Origin of the sequence: Enterovibrio makurazakiensis, assembly GCF_050336585.1 — a bacterium.
GTDB lineage: Bacteria > Pseudomonadota > Gammaproteobacteria > Enterobacterales > Vibrionaceae > Enterovibrio > Enterovibrio gelatinilyticus.
The window spans coordinates 116,468-132,572 of sequence record NZ_JAKJSE010000012.1; the positions used below are offsets into that span (position 1 = coordinate 116,468).

13 protein-coding genes and 5 tRNA genes are annotated in these 16,105 nt (G+C 47.3%); 15 read left to right on the forward strand and 3 right to left on the reverse strand.

Going from position 1 to position 16,105, the window contains the following annotated elements:
• Positions 1–5: 5 nt before the first annotated feature.
• The 5 genes from pspB to tyrR all read left to right on the forward strand — a co-directional run bounded on the left by pspB (position 6) and on the right by tyrR (position 4,982).
• Positions 6–236 (forward strand): envelope stress response membrane protein PspB, encoded by a 231-nt coding sequence (gene pspB, locus L4D06_RS10425; RefSeq protein ID WP_274165658.1) that lies wholly within the window; start codon positions 6–8, stop codon positions 234–236.
• On the forward strand, positions 233–619 hold the full coding sequence (gene pspC, locus L4D06_RS10430; protein WP_274165659.1) for an envelope stress response membrane protein PspC: 387 nt from the start codon (positions 233–235) through the stop codon (positions 617–619). Before pspB ends, pspC begins: the two co-directional genes overlap by 4 nt.
• Before the next feature lie 74 nt (positions 620–693).
• On the forward strand, positions 694–2,088 hold the full coding sequence (locus L4D06_RS10435; RefSeq protein WP_429739255.1) for a YcjX family GTP-binding protein: 1,395 nt from the start codon (positions 694–696) through the stop codon (positions 2,086–2,088).
• A 9-nt stretch (positions 2,089–2,097) separates the two neighbouring features.
• A complete protein-coding gene (locus L4D06_RS10440) occupies positions 2,098–3,111 on the forward strand; it encodes a YcjF family protein (RefSeq protein ID WP_429739257.1) in 1,014 nt (337 codons plus the stop codon).
• A 332-nt stretch (positions 3,112–3,443) separates the two neighbouring features.
• Positions 3,444–4,982, forward strand: coding sequence for a transcriptional regulator TyrR (gene tyrR, locus L4D06_RS10445; RefSeq protein ID WP_429739259.1), 1,539 nt, complete (start codon positions 3,444–3,446; stop codon positions 4,980–4,982).
• A 19-nt stretch (positions 4,983–5,001) separates the two neighbouring features.
• On the opposite strand, the gene L4D06_RS10450 is transcribed toward tyrR, so the two are convergent.
• On the reverse strand, positions 5,002–5,472 hold the full coding sequence (locus L4D06_RS10450; RefSeq protein ID WP_274165663.1) for a methylated-DNA--[protein]-cysteine S-methyltransferase: 471 nt from the start codon (positions 5,470–5,472) through the stop codon (positions 5,002–5,004).
• A 32-nt stretch (positions 5,473–5,504) separates the two neighbouring features.
• Here L4D06_RS10450 and rimJ point away from each other — a divergent pair, with 32 nt between their 5' ends.
• Positions 5,505–6,092: a ribosomal protein S5-alanine N-acetyltransferase gene (gene rimJ / locus L4D06_RS10455; protein ID WP_274165664.1), complete on the forward strand. Its 588-nt coding sequence runs from the start codon at positions 5,505–5,507 to the stop codon at positions 6,090–6,092.
• Between the two features lie 141 nt (positions 6,093–6,233).
• On the opposite strand, the gene pyk is transcribed toward rimJ, so the two are convergent.
• Together pyk and L4D06_RS10465 are read right to left on the reverse strand one after the other, a co-directional pair.
• Positions 6,234–7,679 (reverse strand): pyruvate kinase, encoded by a 1,446-nt coding sequence (gene pyk / locus L4D06_RS10460; protein ID WP_274165665.1) that lies wholly within the window; start codon positions 7,677–7,679, stop codon positions 6,234–6,236.
• 145 nt (positions 7,680–7,824) lie between these two features.
• On the reverse strand, positions 7,825–8,679 hold the full coding sequence (locus L4D06_RS10465; RefSeq protein ID WP_274165666.1) for a MurR/RpiR family transcriptional regulator: 855 nt from the start codon (positions 8,677–8,679) through the stop codon (positions 7,825–7,827).
• A 315-nt stretch (positions 8,680–8,994) separates the two neighbouring features.
• Here L4D06_RS10465 and L4D06_RS10470 point away from each other — a divergent pair, with 315 nt between their 5' ends.
• From L4D06_RS10470 to L4D06_RS10510, 9 genes are all read left to right on the forward strand, one after another.
• The gene (locus L4D06_RS10470; protein ID WP_429739262.1) at positions 8,995–9,831 is read left to right on the forward strand and encodes an NAD(P)H-binding protein; all 837 of its coding nucleotides are present in this window, start codon (positions 8,995–8,997) and stop codon (positions 9,829–9,831) included.
• 628 nt (positions 9,832–10,459) lie between these two features.
• Positions 10,460–11,137, forward strand: coding sequence for a TetR family transcriptional repressor PsrA (gene psrA, locus L4D06_RS10475; protein ID WP_274165668.1), 678 nt, complete (start codon positions 10,460–10,462; stop codon positions 11,135–11,137).
• A 65-nt stretch (positions 11,138–11,202) separates the two neighbouring features.
• Entirely contained in the window at positions 11,203–13,497 is a 2,295-nt protein-coding gene (locus L4D06_RS10480; protein ID WP_429739264.1) for an acyl-CoA dehydrogenase, read from the forward strand.
• Between the two features lie 159 nt (positions 13,498–13,656).
• Positions 13,657–14,859 (forward strand): enoyl-ACP reductase FabV, encoded by a 1,203-nt coding sequence (fabV, locus tag L4D06_RS10485; protein WP_429739266.1) that lies wholly within the window; start codon positions 13,657–13,659, stop codon positions 14,857–14,859.
• Between the two features lie 300 nt (positions 14,860–15,159).
• Positions 15,160–15,233 (forward strand) — tRNA-Cys (locus tag L4D06_RS10490).
• Positions 15,234–15,236: 3 nt separating this feature from the next.
• Positions 15,237–15,312 (forward strand) — tRNA-Gly (locus L4D06_RS10495).
• A 79-nt stretch (positions 15,313–15,391) separates the two neighbouring features.
• A tRNA-Met gene (locus L4D06_RS10500) sits at positions 15,392–15,468 on the forward strand.
• A gap of 33 nt (positions 15,469–15,501) precedes the next feature.
• Positions 15,502–15,577: transfer RNA gene (locus L4D06_RS10505), tRNA-Gly, on the forward strand.
• 83 nt (positions 15,578–15,660) lie between these two features.
• Positions 15,661–15,747: transfer RNA gene (locus L4D06_RS10510), tRNA-Leu, on the forward strand.
• Positions 15,748–16,105: the final 358 nt, after the last annotated feature.

A 16,105-nucleotide genomic window follows, 5' to 3' on the forward strand; every position in this document is an offset into this window, starting at 1 on the left:
TTGGCATGTCAATGGCGTTTTTATCTATCCCACTGGTGGTGTTTCTTGTTTTCGTTGCACCCCTCTGGCTGTGGCTGCATTACCGCAGCAAGCGTCAAGTTGGTCAGGGATTGAGTGGTGACGAATTCGAACAGCTGCAAGCGTTGGCAGATCGCGCAGAAGCGCTGCAGGACCGCATTCATTCATTGGAGAGAATTCTTGATGAAGAAGCACCAAATTGGAGACATAAACAATGAGTAAAACGTTGTATCGTGATCCCGTAAACGGGAAACTCGGCGGCGTTTGTGCAGGGATCGCCGATTACTTTGGTGTAGAAATCTGGTTGGTAAGGATTATTACCGTGTCGGCTTTTCTTATTGGACTGGGCTTTTTCGTGATAGTGGCATATGTGGCCGCAACCTTGATTCTCGAAAAAATGCCGCCGGAAGAAGCAAAGAAAACTAACCATTTCCGCGAACATCAGGTCAAACAAAAGCCTTGGCAACAAGGTAAATCAGCGAGTAACTTATTGGCAGATGTTGATCAGGAAATGATGCAGATGGAGCAAGAGGTTGCCAAAATGGAAGCCTATGTTACATCGAGCGAATTCGATCTCAATCGTCAGTTCAAAAAGCTTTAATTCTCAGACTGACATCCTCATCCCTCGCTAATGTAGCGGGGGATTTCTGGTTCTAAGAGGAGCTTCCGCTGTCAATGAAATCCGTTAAAAGTCATGTCAATAAGTGGGTAAGCCGCGGCCTAGATCGTCATGTACGTCTCGCTGTTACTGGGCTTTCTCGCGCGGGTAAAACAGCCTTTATCACGTCACTCATCAACCAATTGCTTCATAGCGCGACCAATCCGAGAATGCCGCTGTTTCAGCCGGTACGAGATGGGCGTGTGCTTGGTGCTCGAAGAGTTCAACAGACACAACTGCACATTCCTGCGTTTGATTATGATCAGGGGATTCAAGCGTTGCGCTCTCAGCCCCCTCGTTGGCCTTCTCCCACGCGTGACGTGAGCGAGATTCGCTTGGCGATTCGCTATCGTCCAGATAGCGGGCCGATGAAACTGCTGCAAGATACTGCCACCTTGTACTTGGATATTGTCGATTATCCCGGGGAGTGGCTGCTAGATTTGCCTTTGTTGTCGATGAGCTTTGATGAGTGGTCGAGAAAACAATCGGGTATTTTGAGTGGTAAGCGCCAAACACTCGCACAAGATTGGTTGGCGGCTTTAGACGAGTTTGATCCGTTAGCTGAAGCCGATGAGGCGCATATCGCTGATCTTTCTGGTAAGTTCACCGCCTATTTGCATGCCTGTAAAGATGAAGCTGGCCTGCATTGGGTGCAGCCTGGGCGCTTTGTATTGCCTGGCGAATATGCTGGTGCGCCAGTGCTTCAGTTTTTCCCGCTGGTCAGTGAAAAGTACGGTGAAAGCCAACTGGCGCAAGCATCTAAAAACAGTAACTATGCGATACTTAAACAGCGTTACGATTATTACTGTCAGCATATAGTAAAAGGTTTCTACCAAGAGCACTTCTCAAAAGTGGACCGACAAATAGTGCTGGTGGATACGCTTCAACCGTTGAACGCAGGGCCAGAATCATTCAACGACATGCGCTTGGCGCTTGAACAGCTTATGCAGAGCTTTCGATATGGCAAAAGCGGGCTGATGCGTCGATTGTTCTCACCAAGTATCGACAAGATATTATTTGCCGCGACTAAGGCCGATCATGTTACGCCTGATCAGCACCCTAACCTCGTGTCTTTGCTGCAACAGTTGATACACGAAGCGTGGCAAACCGCCGCGTTTGAAGGCATTGATATGGAATGTATCAGCTTGGCATCCATTCAAGCCACAGAGCCGGGTATGGTTGATCATAAAGGTGAAACTGTTGCAGCACTTCGCGGAACGTTAGAAACCGGGGAGCCAATGTTAATGTACCCCGGCGATGTGCCTGGGCGTTTACCGGGCGATGCGTTTTGGCAAAACAATCAGTTTGAGTTTCGTCAGTTCAGGCCTATGCCAAATGATGTTGACGAGCCTTTGCCCCACATTCGAGTTGATAAAGCACTGCAGTATTTATTGGGTGACAAACTCAGATAAAGGTACGACATGAGCGACTATAAAAAAGCGATGGTGTTTGAAGACACCCAAAAGCCAAAAGATGATGCGCCAGAGTTGACGCTTCAAAAGCAGTTTGACAGTGAGGCAGCAACGTTTGCTGTCACAGAGATAGAGCCTGAAACTGAGGCAGAGCAGATCCTTGAATCAGCGCTAACCGCGAAGAAAAAGCGTTGGGGTGTTCGCACGCTCGCTGTGGCTGGTATCGGCCTTGTTGGTTGGCAAACAATAGACAGTGTGTGGACAGCAGTTCAAGCTTCTGATTGGCTCGCCGTAGGCTGGAGTGGCTTCGTGGCTGGTATTGCGGCTATGGGCATCGCGGCTTTAGGCCGTGAATTCATTGCCTTGCGCCGTTTGAAAGGTCGACAAGATGAGCGCGAGCAGGTGCTGTCTATCATTGATGCGGATGGTATTGGCAAAGCCAAAAGCGTATGTGAAAAGTTGGCGAAGCAGGCAAACAGCGAAATGACGGCAGGTTATGACAAATGGCAGACCTCGCTAGCGGCAACACACAATGATAGAGAAGTCTTCGAGTTATACGACCAAATGGTGGTGGTTGAGCAAGATATTCGTGCCAAGAAAATGGTCACGAAATACGCTTCTGAAGCGGCAGTGATGGTCGCATTGAGCCCATTGGCACTCGCTGACATGCTGCTGGTGGCGTGGCGAAACTTTCGTTTACTAGAACAAGTATCGACCATTTATGGCGTCAAGCTTGGTTATTGGTCTCGCATTCGTTTGTTGCGCTTGGTACTGGCGAACATGGCATTTGCAGGTGCAAGTGAAGCCATGACCGACATCGGGACAGATCTCTTGTCTGTTGATTTGGCGGGCAAACTGTCTGCGCGTGCAGCACAAGGTTTGGGCGTTGGGTTGCTAACCGCAAGGCTAGGGTACAAAGCGATGGCGGTAATGCGACCATTACCTTATGTCGGGACGAAAGCGCCAAAGCTATCTGACATGCGAAAGCAATTGTTACGAAGGCTAACATCAAGCAAAAAATAGTACTTACATGGGGCGGTGAAGCCACCGCCCTAAATTGATTTCGGGACACGGCGAAGTTATTCCCTCGTCGATTGACTGTGATTTCATTCCTTTCGTTTCTTCAAACCCCTAATTTCTTCAAACCTTAAGTTTCTCCTTTCACGTTTTATGTCTTGCCGCTTGACTCATGGGGGCTTGAGGCGCAAACTTCCAAAACTGTCAACAATTCCTGACACTTTACATCGAGTTTAAATGCTGAGTAATGTGACAGTGTATTGCTGCAATTTTTCTCATCAACATGGTCGATTTCGAAACGTTGGAATCTTCGACCGTACTGCTAGCAGGACATCACCGTGAGACTACAGGTCTTTTGCGAAGATCGACTTGGCTTAACCCGTGAGTTACTCGACATTCTGGCTCGACGCAGCATTGATCTGCGTGGCATAGAAATCGATCAAGTCGGTATCATTTACCTAAATTGCCCTGAAATAGAATTTGAGGAATTTCGACAGTTGATGTCGGAAATTCGTTTGATCAGTGGCGTCACTGATGTCAGGAAAATTCAATTTCTCCCCGCAGAGCGAGAACATCGCGAACTTCGAGCATTACTTGAAACGCTCAGCGATCCCGTATTTTCCGTGAGTTTGAACGGTAAGGTCGATTTGGCAAACAAAGCCGCTTTTCGACTGATGGATACGGAAGAATCACAGTTGATCGGTGAAGCCGCGAATAATCTCTTCCCTGATTTCAACTTCACGCATTGGCTAGAGCGAGATAACGCGAGTCAGGTGTGTCGTCAGGTCGTGATATCTGGCATGGACTACTTGATGGAAGTGATGCCCGTGTATGTCACGGATAGTGAAGACAAAGACTTGCTTGCCAGTGCCGTTATCCAGCTTAAACAAGTCTCGATGAGTCACCTGCCTACAACCTTGTATCGCACGCAGGGTGAGCATGGTTTTGAGCATCTTGTTGGCCAGTCGAGCAAATTCCGTACGCTTGTCAATCAAGCGAAAAAGTTCGCACTGCTAGATGCCCCGTTGTTGATCCAAGGTGAAACGGGAACGGGTAAAGAGTTGCTGGCAAAAGCGTGTCATCAACGTTCGCATCGTGCGGATAATCCATTTTTGCTCGTGAACTGCGTCTCAATGCCAGATGACGCCGCTGAAACCGAACTGTTTGGTTGCGCACCGGGTATTGACCATGATGGTAAAAAAGGCCAGTTCGAGCAGGCTGACGGCGGGACAGTGTTCTTGTACGAAGTGGGAGAAATGAGCCCGCATTTGCAGATCAAGCTACTTCGCTTTATGCAAGATGGTACTTTCCGCCGCGTCGGAGAAGAGCGTGAAATCAAAGTCGACGTTCGTGTGATTTGCTCCACGCAGAAGAATCTCGCAGAGCGTGTGTCAGCTGGGCAGTTTAGAGAAGATTTGTATTATCGACTCAACGTATTGTCACTCACTGTCCCTTCACTGCGCGAACGTCCATCGGATGTTCAGCCGTTGGCAGAGTTGTTCCTTAACCAATTTTCTGCGGAGTTGAGTCAAGAGAAACCGATGCTTCAGCAGGGTGTGCCTGAATTTCTCACCCAGTATTCTTGGCCGGGAAATGTCCGACAGCTTCGTAATGTCTTGTTCCGCGCAATGACACAGATTGAAGACGGTTGTTTGACCAAAGAGGACATTCAGCTGCCAGAAACCGAACAAGCTGCATTCCTTACAGAAGAAACCATGGAAGGCTCGTTGGATGACATCATGAAGCGTTATGAGTCTGGCATTTTGTCGAACTTGTATCGCAGCTATCCATCGACACGTAAGCTTGCAAAACGTTTGAATGTCTCGCATACCGCGGTGGCAAACAAATTGCGCGAATACGCAATCGGCAAAAAGTAATCGTAAAAAAGCGGCTAACCTAGGTTGCCGCTTCTTCCAATTGCAATAGCTTTTGTTTTACCTCAACGCCGTAGCGATACCCTGTGAGTTTGCCATTGCTGCCTATCACCCGATGGCAAGGCACAATAAACGGAATAGGATTGACGTTACTTGCCATTCCTACAGCGCGACAGGCTAGGGGGTTTCCAATGGCTTCTGCAATCTGGCTATATGTTCGTGTTTCGCCATAGGGGATGTCGCGGATGGCTTGCCAGACTTGGTGTTGAAACTCAGTGCCATGAGGGGCGAGGGTGACATCGAATTGGGTGCGATCGCCAGTCAGAAATTCGAGCAACTGGTTTCGATATGTTGCGATCTTTGATTTGGAGTGTTTCCACTCTAGGCTCTGTTCAAAGGGATGATGAAGACACAACGAAAGTTGTCTAAGTCCTGATTCATCCGCCAACATATGTATTTTCCCCAGCGGGGAATCAAAGCTATCGTAGTACATAAGACCAGTCCAAAAGGTAGACAGGAGGCAAGTTGTCAATCGAGATTATAAACCCTTTCCCTAGTTTAAACGTCGACAATCTTGTTATTCGAGCGATTCAAAAGGCTGATGTCGCAAGAGTGGTTCGATATTTTCAGGTCAATCGTACTTTCTTGACGCCGTGGGAGCCGCTAAGGCCGGATGGTTTTTTTACCTACGAAGGATGGGAAAGGCGTGTTATTCAGCTTACCGAGCTTCAACGACATGGTCTGGCGTACTATTTCCTGATCTTCGAACAAGGAAGTGAAGAGATAGCGGGAGTTATTACCTATAACAACATCATGCAGTTTCCTTTCCATGCCTGCAATGTTGGGTATTCGTTGGCAGAAGCTTCTCAAGGTAAGGGCTTAATGAGGCGTTCACTAAAAGTGACCAACCAATGGCTGTTCGATAACTTAAATCTTCATCGCATTATGGCTTCCTATATGCCTCGTAATACACGTAGCGAAGCGGTCCTCTTAGAAGCAGGTTTCGTAAAAGAAGGGGAAGCGAAAGACTATCTACTGATTAATGGTCAGTGGGAAGACCATATTTTAACCTCTGTAATCAATCCGCACTGGGTGGCATCTATCAATGAGTGATATTTCCTTCGTCGAAAGGGCGCTCAAACAATCATAACCAGAAATAACAAAGCCCCTTATGATCAGGGGCTTTGTGTTATGGCGATGCCAGCATCGCCATTTGAAGGCAGTTATCAGATAACTGTCATTTGAGAACTGCTATCAGGTCACGGTGATCAAACGCATAGTATTGGTCGCACCAACATAACCCATCACATCACCTTGCGTGAAAATCACCACGTCCCACGGCTGCAGATGGCCTTGTTCTTTGAGTAAGGTGATCGCTCGGTGTGCCACATCGGGGCCGGCACCAGTGTCACTTTGGAAATAGACAGGTGTAACACCACGATAAAGAGCAGCTCGACGCAATGTTGCTTCGTGTTGTGACAGAGCAAAAATTGGTTTGCCCGAACTGATGCGTGACATCATCAGTGCTGTTTTACCGGATTCCGTTAACGACACCATGGCTTTGACTTTTGGCATGTGGTTTGCCGCATACATGCTCGCCATGGATACCGTTTCTTCAATCAACTCGAACTCTTTGTTGAGTCGGTGATTAGAGACGTTGATGGATGGCATTTTCTCGGCACCAATACACACTTCAGCCATCGCTTTGACCGTCTCAAGCGGGTAATCACCTGCAGCGGTTTCTGCTGACAACATGACGGCATCAGTACCATCAAGTACGGCATTTGCAACGTCCATGACTTCCGCACGTGTTGGCATCGGCGCTTTGATCATCGATTCCATCATTTGCGTGGCTGTTATCACGCAGCGATTAAGGGCACGAGCACGGCGGATGAGTTTTTTCTGCACCCCAACTAATTCAGGGTCACCAATTTCTACCCCGAGGTCGCCACGTGCCACCATCACTACATCAGACGCTTCAATAATGTCATCGATGTTTTCGTCTGTCGCGACTGTTTCTGCACGCTCTACTTTAGCGACTAAACGGGCATCTAAGCCTGCATCACGCGCCAATGAACGGGCAAGGCGCATATCTTCGCCATTGCGAGGGAAAGATATCGCAAGGTAATCCACGCCGATTTTCGCTGCGGTCAGGATGTCTTGCTTGTCTTTGTCTGTCAGTGCGGGTGCAGAAAGGCCGCCGCCCTTTTTGTTGATGCCTTTGTTGTTCGACAGTGGACCACCCACTGTCACGTCAGTATGAACACAGGTGCCTTCAACTGAAATGACCTTAAGTTGCACGCGACCATCGTCGAGCAACAAGATATCGTCTGGCCCCACATCTTTAGGTAAATCTTTGTAGTCGAGGCCAACTCGGTCTTTATTGCCCTTGCCTACAGGTAAATCACTATCGAGGATAAAGCGGTCACCCACCGCGAGGTTGATTTTGCCGTCAGCGAAAGTAGAAACGCGAATTTTGGGGCCTTGTAGGTCACCGAGAATACCAACGTGTGTACCGAGCTTGGCTGCAATTTCACGTACTTGATCAGCGCGTTTAATATGGTCTTCTGCGCTGCCATGCGAGAAGTTCATTCGTACCACGTTTGCACCACTGGCAATGAGCTGTTCGAGTACTCCTTCTTTATCAGTAGCAGGGCCTAATGTTGTTACGATTTTTGTTCGTCGCATTGGGTCAGTCATGAAAGTCCCCTGAGAATATGATGTTTGTTATTCACTGTCGGTGAGTAATTGATATTTTGATTAGTAGAGTAAGTGTAGTTGAGAGAGCGGGAGAGAAAGAAAAAGGGCAGACTTTCTGCCTACCCTTTCAATTACCTATGTCTATTTAGGTCAGTGCTTCTTTGTTGAAGCGAGAATCTTTAATCGCGTCTTTAACACGTTTCAGGTTCTCTCTGAACCCTGGTCCACGTCGTAAAGTGAAGCCTGTGGCCAGTACATCAATCACGGTCATTTGCACAACTCGGCTTGCCATTGGCATATAGATGTCAGTGTCTTCTGGTACATCAAGCGTGATTGTTAGTGAGCATACTCTATCTAGCGGCGAGCCTTTTTCGGTAATGCCGATAACCGTCGCGCCGTTTTCTTTTGCCAATGTCGCTACGTCAACCAAGGATTTGGTTCGGCCCGTATGGGAAATCACGACAACAACATCGCCATCACTGCAGTTAATGCAACTCATGCGCTGCATAACAATGTCATTAAAACAGACAATTGGGATGTTAAAACGGAAGAACTTGTTCTGTGCATCGTGAGCGACAGAAGCAGATGCCCCTAAACCGAAAAATGAGATTTTTTTGGCTTGAGTGAGCAAGTCGACGGCGCGATTGATTTGTAGAGTATCGATGCTGTTTTTAGCAACATCCAAACACGCCATGGTGGATTCGAAAATCTTCGCCGTGTAAGCATCAGCGCTGTCGTGTTCTTCGACGTTACGGTTAACATATGGCGTACCGTTAGCGAGGCTTTGTGCGAGGTGAAGTTTAAAGTCTGGAAATCCTTTTGTGTCTAAGCGACGACAAAAGCGGTTAACAGTGGGCTCACTCACGTCTGCCATCTTTGCCAAGGTAGCAATACTTGAATGGATGGCTGTCTGAGGTGAAGCGATAATAACTTCTGCTACCTTTCGTTCAGACTTACTAAAATTTTCAATATTCTTTTGTATTTTTTCTAGCGTGTTCATTCAGATTACCGCTTGGCTTCCGATGTCTAAATTATCAGCAGGGCATGTCGACATAGCTAGTCGGCTCTTACTGACCTCATGGGTACAAATAACTCTAAGCTCAACAATGTTATAGTTGAGTCTAACGGGTGAATTCTCTTTATGACATTTTAACCAAGAATTGCCTGTAAAAAATTTGTATTCATTCACGCTTTTAGTTGCTTAATTACACCAAAGCGGAGCTTTTTTTCAGCAATCGTGCGCTAGATTCCGATCTTGTGGCACGCATTCGTTGATTTTGTCGTGCATATGAAAATAGGTTACAAGGAACTTTCGATGTCGAAACCATATAAAACAGTATCAGTATGCGGGTGTGGATGGCTGGGGTTAGCGTTGGCTGAAAATCTTGCCAATAACGGATTTGGCGTAAGTGGTTCAAAGCGAACTGACGCGGCAGCGACAGCGTTATCTCATCAGGGAATTCAAGGTGTGGTTTACGACATCTATGACGATAACACGGAGGATGAGGCATCTTCACTGTTTTCGAATGATGTGTTTGTCGCCAATATTCCGCCCGGTAGACAAACGTTCGAGCGCGAAAAGTTCGTGACCGCAATGAAAACCTTGGTGGACCGCGCGAAAGCGGGAGGCACGAAGCAATTTATTTTCATCAGTACCACATCTGTTTATGGCAGTGCGATGGGTAAAATTGTCGAGAGCACCTTGTGTGAGCCTGATACGGAATCCGGTAAAGCACACCATGACATTGAACGCTATGTGCTGGCGCAATTTCCAGATGGTGGTGTCGTACTTAGGTTCTCAGGGTTAGTGGGAGACACACGCCACCCAGCGAAACACATGGCAGGTCGCACTGGCATAGCAAACGGACATGACCCAGTGAATTTGATTCATCGTGAAGATTGTATACAGGCCATTTCAGCCATTATTCACAAGCAAAGCGGTGGAGAAACTTTCCACCTAAGTGCATTAGCTCATCCTTCTCGTCGAGAGTTTTATCGCTGGGCGGCAGGAGAAATGGGTTTAGTTCAACCTGAGTTCATTGAAGATGGTGGGGAAGGTAAGTGGATATCCCCTGACTATACGGTGCAGCATTTGGGGTTGAGTTTACGTTATTCGTCGCCCTATGACATGCCACTGCCTGAGCTGATTTAACGTACGTCGCTGGCCATTGCGGGTAAAAAAGCGCATAAAAACGCATAAAAAAACCCGCTTCCAAGGAAGCGGGCAACAAAAAATTTGAAACAGGAGTAAGAAAAAGCAGCAGTATCTAGTGATAAGTTAGAATTCATGTTTGGCGGCCAGCGTTACATTCAAAGGCACTTATCATCTATCTACATGTATTGAGACGCCCCCCATTTGAATTAGTTCAAAATAAAGTGAATTTTTTTTCGTATTTTTTTTCGCTCCCCATTTTTACTTCTCCGATCGGTTGCTGGCGTCATGTTACTCGTCAAACAAGTGGTCATAGTCAACCGACAAGTCGAAAAAAAGCCCGCTATCAATATCTGATACGGGCTCTAGAAGATCTAAAATTCTAAAAAAAAGCAGTGGCATTATATGTGACCTGCGCTTTCTCGTTTTGTTCCCATTAACGGCACTTTAATTCTTATAAATGAGCAAAAAAACATTAGCAAAGCCATTAACTTTTTGAATTTGTGTGAGTAATTTTTTTTGTTTCGAATGTGGTACGTGAAGGCGTCACAAGAGTAAATGTTTTGGGCTTGTTATTAATGCTAACGAGATGTAAAGTTAAACAGTTGTTTAATACAGGTGAATGAATATGGCAGGGAAAGGTGAAACCAAGAGCAAAATTCTTGACGCGGCTGAGCAGCTGTTTGCCGAGCATGGCTTCAAAGATACCTCTCTTCGCACGATAACGAGTAAAGCGGGGGTGAACCTCGCATCTGTCAATTATCACTTTGGCGATAAAAAATCGCTGGTTCGTGCCGTACTTGCGCGATACCTAGAAGAGTTTATGCCTCAGCTCGAGCGGGAACTGCAAACACTGCTGGTGAAAGACAATATCTCGATGGAAGACGTGTTTACCTGCACGAAGCAACCCTTGTTAGGGCTCGACACTTTCCGTCGCCGCGGCGCTTCTGTGTTTATGCAGTTGATAGGCCGAGGTTATACCGATGTGCAAGGCCACTTACGCTGGTTTATTACAACGCGCTACGACAGTGTGTTGAAGCTGTTTACCCAAGCGGTGGTGAAAGCGAACCCCTCACTCAAACCGGAACATGTGTTCTGGCGACTTCACTTTACCCTTGGCGCAGTGATTTTCACCATGGCATCCAATGTCGCGCTAGGGGAAATTGCTGAAAACGATTTTGGACACAATGTTTCAACTGAAGACATTGTTGACAGACTCATTCCTTACTTGGCAGCGGGCGTAGATGCACCTGTGAGTAATGATTTATCTCTTGTATCAAGCGATTCGTCGCGTAGTGCAAGCTAAAACTACAAGCTAAAACTATAAAAATAAAAAACATTAACGTCTGACGAAACAAAAGGATCTGAATCATGAGCTCTCAACCATCGCTAAGAAGACGCTATTTGAGCGACCCTGCGTTTAAGTTCTTCAAAAAAGTACTTCCACCGTTGTCGATTACAGAACGTGAAGCAATGGAAGCTGGCAGTGTTTGGTGGGACGGCGAATTGTTCGCTGGTAATCCAAACTGGGGTACCTTGCTGCACTACCCTAAACCTCGATTGTCGGACGACGAGCAGGCGTTCATTGATAACCAATTGGAAACCTTGCTGGCGATGTTGAATGACTTTGAGGTCGTTCAAGAACGCAAAGATCTGCCTCCAGAAGTGTGGGAATACCTCAAACGAGAAAAATTCTTCTCGTTGATCATTCCGAAAGAGTTTGGTGGGCTGGCATTTTCGGCTTACGCGAACTCAACCATTGTTTCACGCATTGCGACACGTAGCCTAAGTGCAGCGGTAACCGTCATGGTGCCGAATTCTTTAGGTCCCGGAGAGCTTCTTACTCACTATGGTACTGAAGCGCAGAAAGATTATTGGCTGCCACGTTTAGCCAATGGGGATGATGTTCCATGTTTTGCATTGACTGGCCCAGAAGCAGGCTCTGATGCTGGCTCTATCCCTGATAAGGGCGTGGTTTGCATGGGTAAGTTCAATGGCGAAGAGGTGCTGGGTATTCGCTTGTCGTGGAACAAGCGCTACATAACGCTAGCACCTGTTGCCACCGTATTGGGTTTGGCATTCAAGCTTGATGATCCTGATGGCCTCATTGGTGATACAGAGAATTTAGGGATTACGTGTGCGTTGATCCCAACAGATCATGAAGGCGTTGAAATCGGCGAGCGTCACAACCCGCTAGGTTTGTCATTCATGAACGGCCCGACACGTGGTGAAGATGTCTTCATCCCAATGGATTGGGTTATTGGTGGACAAGATTATGTGGGCAAAGGCTGGCGCATGCTGGTGGAATGTCTGTCGGCAGGGCGTGGTATTTCATTGCCAGCGCTTGGCACAGCGGTGGGCCACTTAGCAGCCCGCACGACTGGAGCCTACTCGTACGTACGTAAACAATTTGGCATGCACATCGGTAAATTTGAAGGCGTTGCTGAAGCGTTAGGGCGTATCGGTGGTCACACCTACATGTTAGAAGCGGCACGAACGCTAACTACCACCTCGCTCGACATGAAAGAGAAACCGGGTATTGTCACGGCGATTGCCAAATATCACATGACTGAACTGGCGCGTACCATCTTGAATGACTCGATGGATATCCATGCGGGACGTGCAATTCAGCTGGGGCCATTGAACTACATTGGTCACCATTACTTCGGCATGCCTGTGGCTATAACGGTAGAAGGTGCAAATATCCTGACGCGAAACCTGATGATCTTTGGTCAGGGCGCGACACGATGCCACCCGTACGTGCTTCAGGAAATGGAAGCGGCAGCGAACACCGATGATGCAAAAGGTGCGCAAGAGTTTGATGGCTTGCTCATGAAGCATATCGGCTTTGCATCGAAAAACGTCTTGATGGCGTTCACCAATGCCTTTACTCGTTCGCGCTTAAACCGTTCACCGGTGTCAGGCGAAACAGCAGATTACTACCGTCAACTGTCGCGCATGAGCCGAGCGTTAGCGGTAACCGCAGATGTCTCTATGCTGTCGCTCGGCGGCGAGTTAAAACGTCGTGAAATGTTGTCTGCTCGTTTGGGGGATGTGCTGAGTCATCTCTACTTGGCATCAGCAGTCTTGAAACGTTATGAAGACGAAGGCCGCCAGCAAACAGATTTACCTTTCGTTCACTATTCGTTGCAGCACTGCTTACATCAATGTGCGATAGCCTTTGATGGTGCGTTCAACAACTTCCCGCGTAAGGGCGTTGGTCGTACATTGAAAACGCTGTTATTCCCGATTGGCCTGCATTTTGATGCCCCATCAGATGCTATCAGCAACCAAATTGCGGATCTGTTGATGACACCAGGCGCACATCGCGAGCGTTTAACGCACCTTTGTTATGTAGGAACAAAAGAAGACGACCCTGTCGCCATCATGGAACGCGCATTTGAAGCGATGGTGGCTATTAAGCCACTAGAGAAGAAAATGGCCGTGGCTGCTAAGCAAGGGCAAATTCCTGCGAAGGGCATTTTGGGCGACAGGCTTGAAAAAGCCCTAGAACTGAATGTATTGACACAAGAGGAAGTCGACAAAATCAAGCAAGCTGACGCATTGCGTTCGAAAGCGATTCAGGTTGATAACTTCGAACCATCTTGGTTTGTTGATACAAGTAAGCAACCTGCGAAAAGTGGCAAGAAAGGAAAAGCCGCGTAACTCGTAGCGAGATCTTATCGACAAAAACGCCGCAATTGCGGCGTTTTTTTACGTTAACACCTCCAACCACTGACTGAAACGCGCCTTTTGCGACAAAAACGAGTGCGAAAACAAGATGAAGTATTTATCCTAAGCCCAACTTTGAAAGGAACATTAAATATGATCATCAAACCGAAAATTCGCGGATTTATCTGTACGACCACTCATCCAGTAGGATGTGAGGCCAACGTAAAAGAGCAAATCGAATACACCAAGGCTCAAGGTCCAATTGCAAATGCACCCAAACGTGTGCTCGTAGTCGGTTCATCTAGTGGCTATGGCCTGTCATCGCGCATTGCAGCAGCGTTTGGCGGTGGTGCAGCGACCATCGGTGTGTTTTTCGAAAAGCCGGGCACAGAGAAAAAGCCAGGTACTGCAGGTTGGTACAACACTGCTGCATTCGACAAACTAGCGAAAGAAGAAGGCCTCTATTCTAAGAGCTTGAATGGCGACGCGTTCTCTGACGAAGCGAAAAAGAAAACCATCGCACTGATCAAAGAAGAGCTCGGTCAGATCGATATGGTGGTTTACTCACTGGCATCGCCAGTACGTAAGTTGCCAAAAACGGGCGAAGTGGTGCGTTCATCGCTGAAGCCAATTGGTGAGGTGTACACCTCAACAGCGGTTGATACCAACAAAGATGAAATCATCTCTGCAAGTGTTGATCCTGCTACTGATGAAGAAATCAAAGACACCATCACCGTTATGGGTGGAGAAGATTGGGAACTTTGGATGCAAGCCCTTTCTGATGCCGGCGTATTGGCTGATGGTTGTAAAACTGTCGCATACAGCTACATCGGTACCGAGCTGACTTGGCCAATCTACTGGGATGGCGCTTTGGGCCGTGCCAAGATGGATCTAGACCGTGCTGCATCAGCATTAAACGACAAGCTTTCTGCTACAGGTGGAACGGCTAACGTTGCAGTACTAAAGAGTGTTGTGACACAAGCGTCTTCTGCGATTCCAGTGATGCCTCTGTACATCGCCATGGTATTCAAGAAAATGCGTGAAGAAGGCGTGCACGAAGGCTGTATGGAACAGATTTACCGCATGTTCAGCCAGCGCCTATACAAAGCCGATAGCTCGGTTGCAGAAGTGGACGACAAAAATCGTCTACGTTTGGACGATTGGGAACTGCGTGACGACATTCAACAGTACTGTCGTGAGCTATGGCCTCAAATCACCACAGATAACCTGAAAGAGCTGACTGATTACGTTGAGTATAAAGAAGAGTTCTTGAAGCTGTTTGGTTTCGGTATTGACGGTGTTGATTACGACGCAGACGTTAACACTGAGATTGATTTTGACGTTCAAGCCATCTAACAGTAACGGATAAACCGTTAGCTTGTTATTGAAAAGCCAGCAAAACCTTGCTGGCTTTTTTGTATCTCGAATACAGAGAGCGTGTTCTATAAGGGCTGTGAGAAAAATTTCCAGAGCTTTTTGCTAAAAATTTGATCAATGTGGCTGATATTTATCATATTTGCTCAATAAGAAAGCAAACGAACTAAAACCCTTAAATTAATGCGTGACAGCCTCATAAAGTTAGGTAGAATGCGGCACATACCAACGAGGAAGGCAACTTCCTCAGTGAGTATGAACCCCTAGGGGTTGGGAAACAAAGGCGCGTTGGCAGAGTGGCTATGCAGCGGATTGCAAATCCGTGTACCTCGGTTCGACTCCGGGACGCGCCTCCATTTGCGACACTAGCTCAGCTGGTAGAGCGCAACCTTGCCAAGGTTGAGGTCACGAGTTCGAACCTCGTGTGTCGCTCCAAATTTTGTCTTCTGATACGTCGGGAGATAAAGCTCTGAAGAAGAGTAAGTTTACGCCGTACTTTGAACGGTTAATCGGACGCGGGATGGAGCAGTCTGGTAGCTCGTCGGGCTCATAACCCGAAGGTCGTTGGTTCAAATCCGGCTCCCGCAACCACATTTTATTAATCGTTGAAAAACGATTAATACTGCGACACTAGCTCAGCTGGTAGAGCGCAACCTTGCCAAGGTTGAGGTCACGAGTTCGAACCTCGTGTGTCGCTCCAAATTTTGACTTTCGATTCATCGGAAGTAAGTATGTAGAAATACATACGACGATGGTGCCTATCATCGCAATCAAGAATTGCGTGCCCTGGTGGTGGAATTGGTAGACACAAGGGATTTAAAATCCCTCGACGTTCGCGTTGTGCCGGTTCAAGTCCGGCCCGGGGCACCATCTTTAAGAAAGCTCACCGAAAGGTGGGCTTTTTTTTCGTCTGTATATTTTGTTCTAAGCCTCTAAGCCTCTAAGCCTCTAAGCCCTTTTAAGTGCAGCCGCCGGACGAAGTAAGAAATATGGCTGTTATGTCTATTTACAAATCTATCCCCGCATCTACATCTTTAAAGACTTTACCTAGTCCTCGAATGAATAATGATACAGATCTAAATGGAAGATTAACTATCACTTCTAATACGTCATACCATGAAGTCTCATCGTCATGTTTTGGGGGCCACAAATAATGCGAGCAGACAAATCCAGCAGCACTTACAAAAAACAGCAACCAATCAAAACTGTAAACAATCAGGTCAACAAT